Source organism: Vagococcus sp., assembly GCF_036639995.1.
GTDB lineage: Bacteria > Bacillota > Bacilli > Lactobacillales > Vagococcaceae > Vagococcus.
Window position 1 is genome coordinate 1 of sequence record NZ_JAVWHO010000068.1, and the last position, 8,229, is coordinate 8,229.

An 8,229-nucleotide genomic window follows, 5' to 3' on the forward strand; every position below is an offset into this window, starting at 1 on the left:
AAAGAAATTCAAAAAAATTATGAGTAACAAAAAAGAAGATTGAAAATATCCAATCTTCTTTTTTACTTAATATGTAGGAAAAATTAAATTTAAAACTAACATTCCTATCGAAAAAGCTAAAGCAAGTCCAAACATAATTAAATGTCTTTTCTTTGTCAAAGCAAGATAGCCTATGTATTCTCTAATAAAAGCAGTCGGTAAATAATAAAACTTGGTTTTTGAGCCTATCCCTCTTGCTTGAATACCAATATGAGAAGCCAATTTTCCAGCTCTTAATATGTGGTAATTATTAGAAGCTATCACAATATTTTTTCGATTAAAGTTTTTTATATTATCTTTTTGGTATGCAATTGCTTCGGAAAACTCTAAATTTTCTCGTGTATTCCTTGATTTATCCTCTAAGTAAACATGACCCAATTCATAATCTTTTTCAGTAATATAATTCATCATCGCATGAGCTTCAGGTATTTTTTCATCTTGTCCTTGACCGCCTGAAAGAATAATCACAGGTTCATGATTCTTTTTATTTTTCTGCTTATTAAATAACTTTACAGCAACATCAATTCGACTTGCTAAAAGTGGGGTTACTCTCTCTCCCTCTATTAAACCAGCACCTAGTACAATAATATAATCAACTTTTCCTAATCTCGGAAAATGATTGTATAAAATAGATGTGACAAAATATAAAAAGAAAATAGCAACCACATATGAAAAACATAGGGTAATAAATGATGATAAAGCTATCACATACGGATTATGATTATAATAAGCCAATACTACCAACATAATTTGAAAGGCTATTAATCCTAATGCCACAAGTAACGGTAGTAAATTACTCAATGAAAACCCTTCTCTTTTTAATAAGACTCTCTCATTCCAAAATAAGGCAACAACACCTGTAAACATACCAAAAATACCAATTAATGCTAGTAATATTGCAACTGGCATCGCAAAAAATAAGGCAAATTGGGTACTATATTTTTCAATTTCAAAAATTAAAGTTATATAGATTGAGCCTGATAAAGCTAAAAAGAAAAATCCCGTCCAAAGACTTGTTGGTCTAAAATAAATCCAATATGAAAAACAAACCAAAGGAATAACAATTGCAAAAATAAACCAGATTAATCCTAGTCCCATTGGAGTCCTCCTTTTTAATTATTTTTACACTTCCTATTTTACCACATTTTGTATTTCGTGAAAAAAACTTTTTAAATAAATAGTTATAACAACATTTTCAATAAGTTGCCCCTCTAATTATTTTCTTTTTTAAATAGAACCATTCTTTCTTACTATTTTTTACTTCGTTTGTTACTACATAATTTTTTTCTAATAGTGTGTCTAGCATGACATCATCTAGTCGGTAACAATCCAAACAAATAAATCTAAAAGCTCCATTATTTTGTGCCAATTTTTCAATGTAATCTAAAACTAGTAATAGATTTTCTTTATCTTTTACTACAGGTTCTAAGTAAAGATAAGACACATAAAGATCACCTAATTTTAGCCGTTCTTCTACATAGACTGACATCGCTACTAAACGAAAGTTTTTAATCATTGTCAACGCACTCATTTTTTTACTTGGAGTAAAATGACGACTTCTTAAGCCAAAATTTCCGACAATTTGGTTATCTTTCCTAATTTCATAATGTATATCCTCATCATAAAGATAATTTATTTCAATAAATTCTTCTCTTGTCATTTCAGTTGTAAAAGACACTTCTTCTTCTAAATAACTATCAAATACTTTACCTGCTATTTCCTTTGTTATTTTAGGAACAGACGTTACTGTTAAATTAGTCATTTCTTATCATCACCTTCCATGCTAATTTTTGATGACTTGTAACTAAGTGTCTAATTTCTTCTAATACATAAAAATCATCATAGGTTGATTCACTCACTTTTTCTAGTTGACAGTTCAATTCTTTTTCATTATCTGCAAATAACCATTTTATTTTGTAGTTTCCAGATGGAATTGAGTCTAGTAATTTCTCATCAACTAGATAAAACACATCATAGGTGGCCTCTTTTATTTTGTAACAAATTGTATTTGAAAAAAAATGGATAGCATCACTAAATTTTAATATGTCTTGAAGCGTTATTTCTTCTTCATGTTTAAGTTCTATCAATTTTTTTAAATAAATAGGGTTTTTTATCTCTAAAGAAGTTTCCGTGAAGTCTTGATTCAGCAAGGTTAATTGATGAGAGATATTTTCTTTTACCTGTTGGAGATCAGAGATTTTTTGGTCAATATCTATGAGTTTTTCTTCAAAAAAATGGATAGACTCTTTTGGCTCATTCAGTTTTTTCATCTCTTTAATTTCTTTTAAACTCAAATCTAGTTGTTTAAACAATAATATAAAGGCTAAGTCATAGGCTTTTGATACATCATACTTTCGATAACCATTTTTATCAATTAGTGCTGGTTGTAATAGCTCTTTATCCTCATAATGTCTTATCGTATGTTGATTAATATCAAATAATTTAGCCAATTGGGAGATTGTCACATATTTATCCATATTCTCACCTCTTTCATTAATATAACCATTCTAATGTGTATTCGGTCAACAAAAAAAGAGTAATTTTTCTAATTACTTCAAAAATTACTCTAACTGATTATTTTGATTAACTTTTCCCTCTTCCATTTGAACTAAATGATCACATGTTAGATTTAGAAATTCTTTATCATGAGATACAATAATAAGTATGATACCAAATTGTCTCAATTTTTTAATCATATCACTCACTTCTATCATATGTTTTAAATCCAGTCCACTTGTAGGCTCGTCTAAAATAACAATTTCTTTCCCTGATAATACTGCACTTGCTATAGCTACCCGCTGTTTTTCTCCACCTGATAAAGTTTGCGGATGCCGTTTTAACAATTGATTTAACTGTAATGTCTGAACAACCACATCAAATAAATCCAGCCTCTTAGCTTTTGCTTTTATTTCTTTTTCAACAGATTCAAAAAACAATTGAAAATTTACGTCTTGCATCACCAAAAAACTTTTACTAATTAATTCTTTTGTTGTTTGTCTTTTACCATTATAGGTAATCATTCCTTTTTTTGGCTTCAGTAAACCTGTTAATAAATATGACAACGTTGTTTTTCCTGCACCATTTTCACCTACTATACCTGTCACTGATTGAGAGGTAAAAGCTAATTTTTCTATTTCTATAGAAGTGTCTGTATTCTTATATTGAAAAAATAAATTCAGACATTCCAACTGATTTTCCGTGGAGTCTCCATCTGTGTCTTGAGTTTGTTTCAGTGTAGGTCTAGTTAGCGATCGTAAGCCTAGTTGACTGATCTCTGAGTCTTTATAGCTTAGAAGTTCTTGCTTTGTCATATTTTGAACAATACCACCATTCTTCATCACTATAAAGCGGTCAACAACTGGTAATAAGTAATAGAGGCGATGCTCTGCAATAATCATCGTCTGATTATTTTTTTTTAACCACATCAGATAGTCTGTCAAAATATCAATGTGTTTTTCATCTAAATTACTTGATGGTTCATCTAATAAAAATAACTTATGGGGTAGCATACAGGCTGAAGCAAAAGCAATTTGTTGTTTTTGTCCACCTGAGAGTTCTACCATACTTTTGGACCAAAGAGTGGTTAAAGAAAAGATATCTGATAACGATTGAATTCTCTCTCTCATCTCCTGTCTCTTCCAGCCATAATTCTCCATAGAAAAAGCTAGTTCAGAATAAACATCACTCATAAAAAACTGTGTTTTAGGATTTTGAAAAACCACACCTATATCTTTAACATATTCATGAAATTCATTTGTTGGTAATGTCCTATTTAACACATTAAATTTTCCTTCAATATTGCCTTCATAGAGTTCTGGTATAAGCCCATTTAAAACTCTTATTAAGGATGATTTTCCACTACCACTTTCACCACAAATAACCACACATTCTCCTGATTTAATGGTTAAATTAATATCTGTCAAAATTTTATCTTCTTCATACAGTAAGTTTCCTTCACTAATTGAAATCATTTATAACAATACCTCCCAAACAATAAGTAGCAGTAGAAATAAAAGTAATAGATAGTCTTGGATCTTAAATGTTACTTCATATACGCTGGTATTTACACTATCACTTCCTAAGCCACGAACAAGAGAGGCTGCTGATAAATCAATTGATGTCGTTTCAACAGAAACAAGTATTGGCACTACAATATATTCTAGCGTCAAAAGTGGGTGTTTCACCAAATCAATAGAATTAATTCCAACACCTCTAAATTTCATAGCACGTCTAATTTGCTTAAAATCTTGAATTAAGACAGGAAAAAAACGGCACACAACAGAAAAAGGAACAATAACCACTTTTGGTATTTTCATTTTTTTCATCGCGGCTATCCATTCACTCATTTTCGTTTGATTCATCGCAAAGGCTGCGGCCATTATAGGTGGTAAAAGAAGACGATTAGCCACAAAAAAGAACGAAAGAAAAGCTGTAACAGCACCGGTTATTTGTTGAAAGAAAAAATAATCAACTACTAAAAAAAAGCTATATAGTGAAGTTAAAATGACTCCTTTTTTCCATCCGCCATTGATAACTAATAAAAAAAGTAACAGTAAAACAAATATCCCTTCCATCCGTTGATTGGCTCGAACCATTAAAAGTAAACTTGCACATAATACAACAGCAAGTTTACTTCTAGGATCAAATTTTACATAATGTTCTTTCATTAGTTACTTCCCTTACGTGCTTCTTTTGAAAAATGTTTATCATAAATACGCCTACCAATTATTAGACCTAAAATACTTAGTACAAGTGTTGCTCCCATCGAAATGAAAAAAGTCACAGTCGTTACGGGCTCAAAAACACTGTTAACATAACTCATATCTTTACCTCTTTTAAGTAAAGATGCCACGTATGCTTCTTTCATGAACCATAAAGGTAAAATCGGACCTGTTAAACCAAAACTAAATATTATATAACTAATATATGTTTTAGTTATTCCTTTTAGTGCTGATTTATTTTGAACCCAATCCGCAATGAAAGGAAAAACAATACTTGGTAAAAAAGCCAATGGAAAATAACCAAATATTAAAAAGAAGACAGCCATAACTGAACCAACAATTGTTATAGCACCAAATTTAGGAACTCTATTGATAACTATCAAATACACTACACCTGAAAATAATGCCGATAACCCTGGAATAAATAGCGTATTAAAGGTTGGTATCGTAAATCTTAATAAAAATGTTGCAATAAAAACAACAAAAAAATAAACAGTTGCGTATACCCCTGACGATATTAATTCTTGAACTTTTAACCCCTTCATAAAAAAACTCCTTTTAACTAAAATAAGGCATTTAACATAATATGCTAAATGCCTTACTAATTATATCACACTTAATTGAGAACGAAAATCAATGAAATAAAATTCTCTTAACAGTCAACAAACAAGATAAGAGTAATTATACGTCGAAATTATTAGGTATCAACACAAAAAAGGGTTGACCACTCAAAGTCAACCACTTCTTCACGTTTAGAGATGTGCATGTATAGTACGTACTCTAAATCATTAACTATTCATATCTATTGTACCTGACTTGTACAAGTATGTCATCAATTTATTTGCTTTTTAGTAAATTTTACACTTATTCGATGAACTTTTTAGAAAAGAAAAAAGCCGAGATAGAATCCAACTTTCTACCTCAGCTTTTTAAAAGTTTTTGTTAACTATTTTACTGCATTTTTATTTACATAACCATGCCATTTACCATCATTATCATATAATGAATAGTATGTTGAACCGTTAAAGTGGTTATATTGACCTTTTGCAGTGAATTTTTCTTTCATCATTTTATCAGTTGTATTACGTTCTTTCCAACTGAAGTTAGACCAAGTACTATAACCTTTTTTAGCAATTGTTACTTTTTTACCGTAGCTAATGTACGCACCTTGTTTACCTTCACCAACTTTTACAGCATTAGCATTAATATATCCATGCCATTTACCTTTGTTGTCATATAAAGAGTAATAAGTAGCGCCATTAATATGTTTGTAGTGACCTTTAGCTTGGAATGTTTCATTCAATACTTTTTTACTTGAATGACGTTTCTTCCAGTTAAAGTTAGACCATACATCATAGTTGCCTTTTGAAATAGTTACATAACTACCATCAGCGATGTAAGCACCTTGTCTTCCTTCACCAACTTTTACAGCATTTTTATTAACATAACCATGCCATTTACCTTTTGAATCATACAATGAAAGATAAGTTGCACCATTCGCATGTTTATATTTGCCTCTTGCTTGGTAAGTTTCACCTAATAAGTTTTCTGTTTGGTTACGTTCTTTCCAATCAAAGTTAGACCAAGTACTATAACCAGTACGATTAATAGTTACATATTTACCATACTTAATATAGTCACCTTGCAAGTTTTTAGCTTCTTTTGTTGCATTTTCATTGATATATCCTTGCCATTTACCTTTTGAATCATATAAAGAAAGATAAGTAGCTCCATTTTCATGGTTGTATTTGTATTTAGATGTAAAGATTTCATTTAAAACATTGTTAGATGTATTTCTTTCTTTCCAACCAAAGTTAGACCATAGGCTATATCCTTTTTTAACAACTTGAACATAACGTCCATCTTCAATTGCTGGACCTTGTGGTAATACTTTTGTAGCTTGACCAATAATACGACTATATGGAATTTCCTCAGCGTATGTATTTAAATCCAATTTTTCATCAGATAAATATTTCATAAAGACTTCATCCATTGATGGGCCTTGTTCTACTGGTTTACCTTTAAGCATTTCGTAGCCATCGCCACCTGCTGCTAAGAAATCATTTGTTACCATATTGTAAGTAACATCGTCTTTTCTTGGAACTTCAATAAATTTACCAGCTTTATCTTTAATTTCAATTTTGGTTACTCGTTTACCAGGTGTGTGTGTTTCAGTATCTTCACCTTGTAAATTAGAATCGTAAATTACTTTAATTGTATCAGATACTTGTAAGAATCCACCGTTTGCACCTAATTCAGGAACACCGTTTTTATCGATGATCACATTACCAGCTTCATCTTTTTTATGGATTGAACGTAGAGAATGTTCAAACATTGCATAAATTTCATTACCTGTTACTTTAATTTGAGAAACAGTATTCCCAAATGGCATAACTCCAACAATATCACCTTTTGTTACATTACCTGGTTTGATTGTTGTACGGATACCGCCACCATTCATCATTGCAAAGTCAGAATGATTTTTAAATCCACCATTGTTTCCATAAGCCATTAATGAATCTCCAACTAAGTTACCTAAGTTAGTTTCACGACTACGAACGTTTTCTCTTTCACCATTTAAAGTAATTTTATTGTCTTTTAAAACAACTTGAGACATTTCTTTATCAAAGTTTTCTTTAGCTGTTGCAACAATTTTTTCTACTTCTGGATCTGGTGTTAAATCTTTTAATTCTGAGAACGGATGTAACTCAGCTTTAAGTTCTGGAGTGTCTTTTCTGTAATCACCTGTCATAACACCTACATTATGTAAGTATTCTCCAGTTTGTCCAATAAGAACTTTATTCTCTTTAATTCCTTCAGGTAATTCACTATGAGAGTGTCCATCAGCAATAAAGATATTTTCTTTTGGATAAGTTTTTGCTAATTGTTCTGCTAAATACGCACTTGTTTCATCCTTGATAGTTGTTTCATCAAGTCCTAAGTGAGTCATGAATACAAAGTACTTAACGTTTGCATCTTTTTCTTTGATTTCTTTGATTGTGTCAATCGCTACTGGAGCAGGTTTTTTGAAATCAACTTTAATCACATTGTTTGGATGTGTTTTAACAGATGTTTCAGGTGTTGTTAAACCAATCATCGCAACTTTTTCTTTTTTACCATTTACTTCTTTTTCAGTAATCGCATATGGTTCAAATGGACGTTTGCCATCTTCTTTATAAAAGACATTAGCTGAAACGATAGGGAAATTTAATTCGTCTTTGTATTTAAGTGCTGTTTCTAAGCCAAAGTCGAATTCATGGTTTCCTAAAGTCATACCGTCATAACCAACAGCGTTCATTGCTTTTACCATATCCATACCCTTAGAGTAGTTAGAGATTGGTAAACCTTGCATAGCATCCCCTGCATCAACTAAAACAGTTGGTTTTTTGTTATCTTTAAAAGTTTTCACACGACCTAAACCAATTGATGAGCTACCAGCATCAAATGCCATACGACCATGCATATCATT

Annotated in this window: 7 protein-coding genes; all 7 read right to left on the minus strand. The window is 30.9% G+C overall.

Translation table 11 applies throughout. From position 1 onward, the window contains the following. Nucleotides 1-66: 66 nt before the first annotated feature. Nucleotides 67-1,137, minus strand: a complete 1,071-nt coding sequence (locus tag RR554_RS11635; RefSeq protein ID WP_332468089.1) for a YdcF family protein — start codon at nt 1,135-1,137, stop codon at nt 67-69. A gap of 97 nt (nt 1,138-1,234) precedes the next feature. After that, complete coding sequence (locus RR554_RS11640) at nt 1,235-1,801, minus strand: hypothetical protein (RefSeq protein ID WP_332468090.1); 567 nt, start codon at nt 1,799-1,801, stop codon at nt 1,235-1,237. After that, complete coding sequence (locus RR554_RS11645; RefSeq protein ID WP_332468091.1) at nt 1,794-2,516, minus strand: MerR family transcriptional regulator; 723 nt, start codon at nt 2,514-2,516, stop codon at nt 1,794-1,796. Before RR554_RS11645 ends, RR554_RS11640 begins: the two co-directional genes overlap by 8 nt. Nucleotides 2,517-2,600: 84 nt before the next feature. Continuing rightward, the gene (locus RR554_RS11650) at nt 2,601-4,010 is read right to left on the minus strand and encodes an ABC transporter ATP-binding protein (protein WP_332468092.1); all 1,410 of its coding nucleotides are present in this window, start codon (nt 4,008-4,010) and stop codon (nt 2,601-2,603) included. Beyond that, a complete protein-coding gene (locus tag RR554_RS11655) occupies nt 4,011-4,706 on the minus strand; it encodes an energy-coupling factor transporter transmembrane component T (RefSeq protein WP_332468093.1) in 696 nt (231 codons plus the stop codon). Next, nucleotides 4,706-5,305, minus strand: a complete 600-nt coding sequence (locus RR554_RS11660; RefSeq protein ID WP_332468094.1) for an MptD family putative ECF transporter S component — start codon at nt 5,303-5,305, stop codon at nt 4,706-4,708. The genes RR554_RS11655 and RR554_RS11660 overlap by 1 nt, the downstream gene beginning before the upstream one ends. A 401-nt stretch (nt 5,306-5,706) precedes the next feature. Continuing rightward, the coding region (locus tag RR554_RS11665) for a 5'-nucleotidase C-terminal domain-containing protein (protein ID WP_332468095.1) at nt 5,707-8,229 on the minus strand (2,523 nt) is incomplete at its 5' end.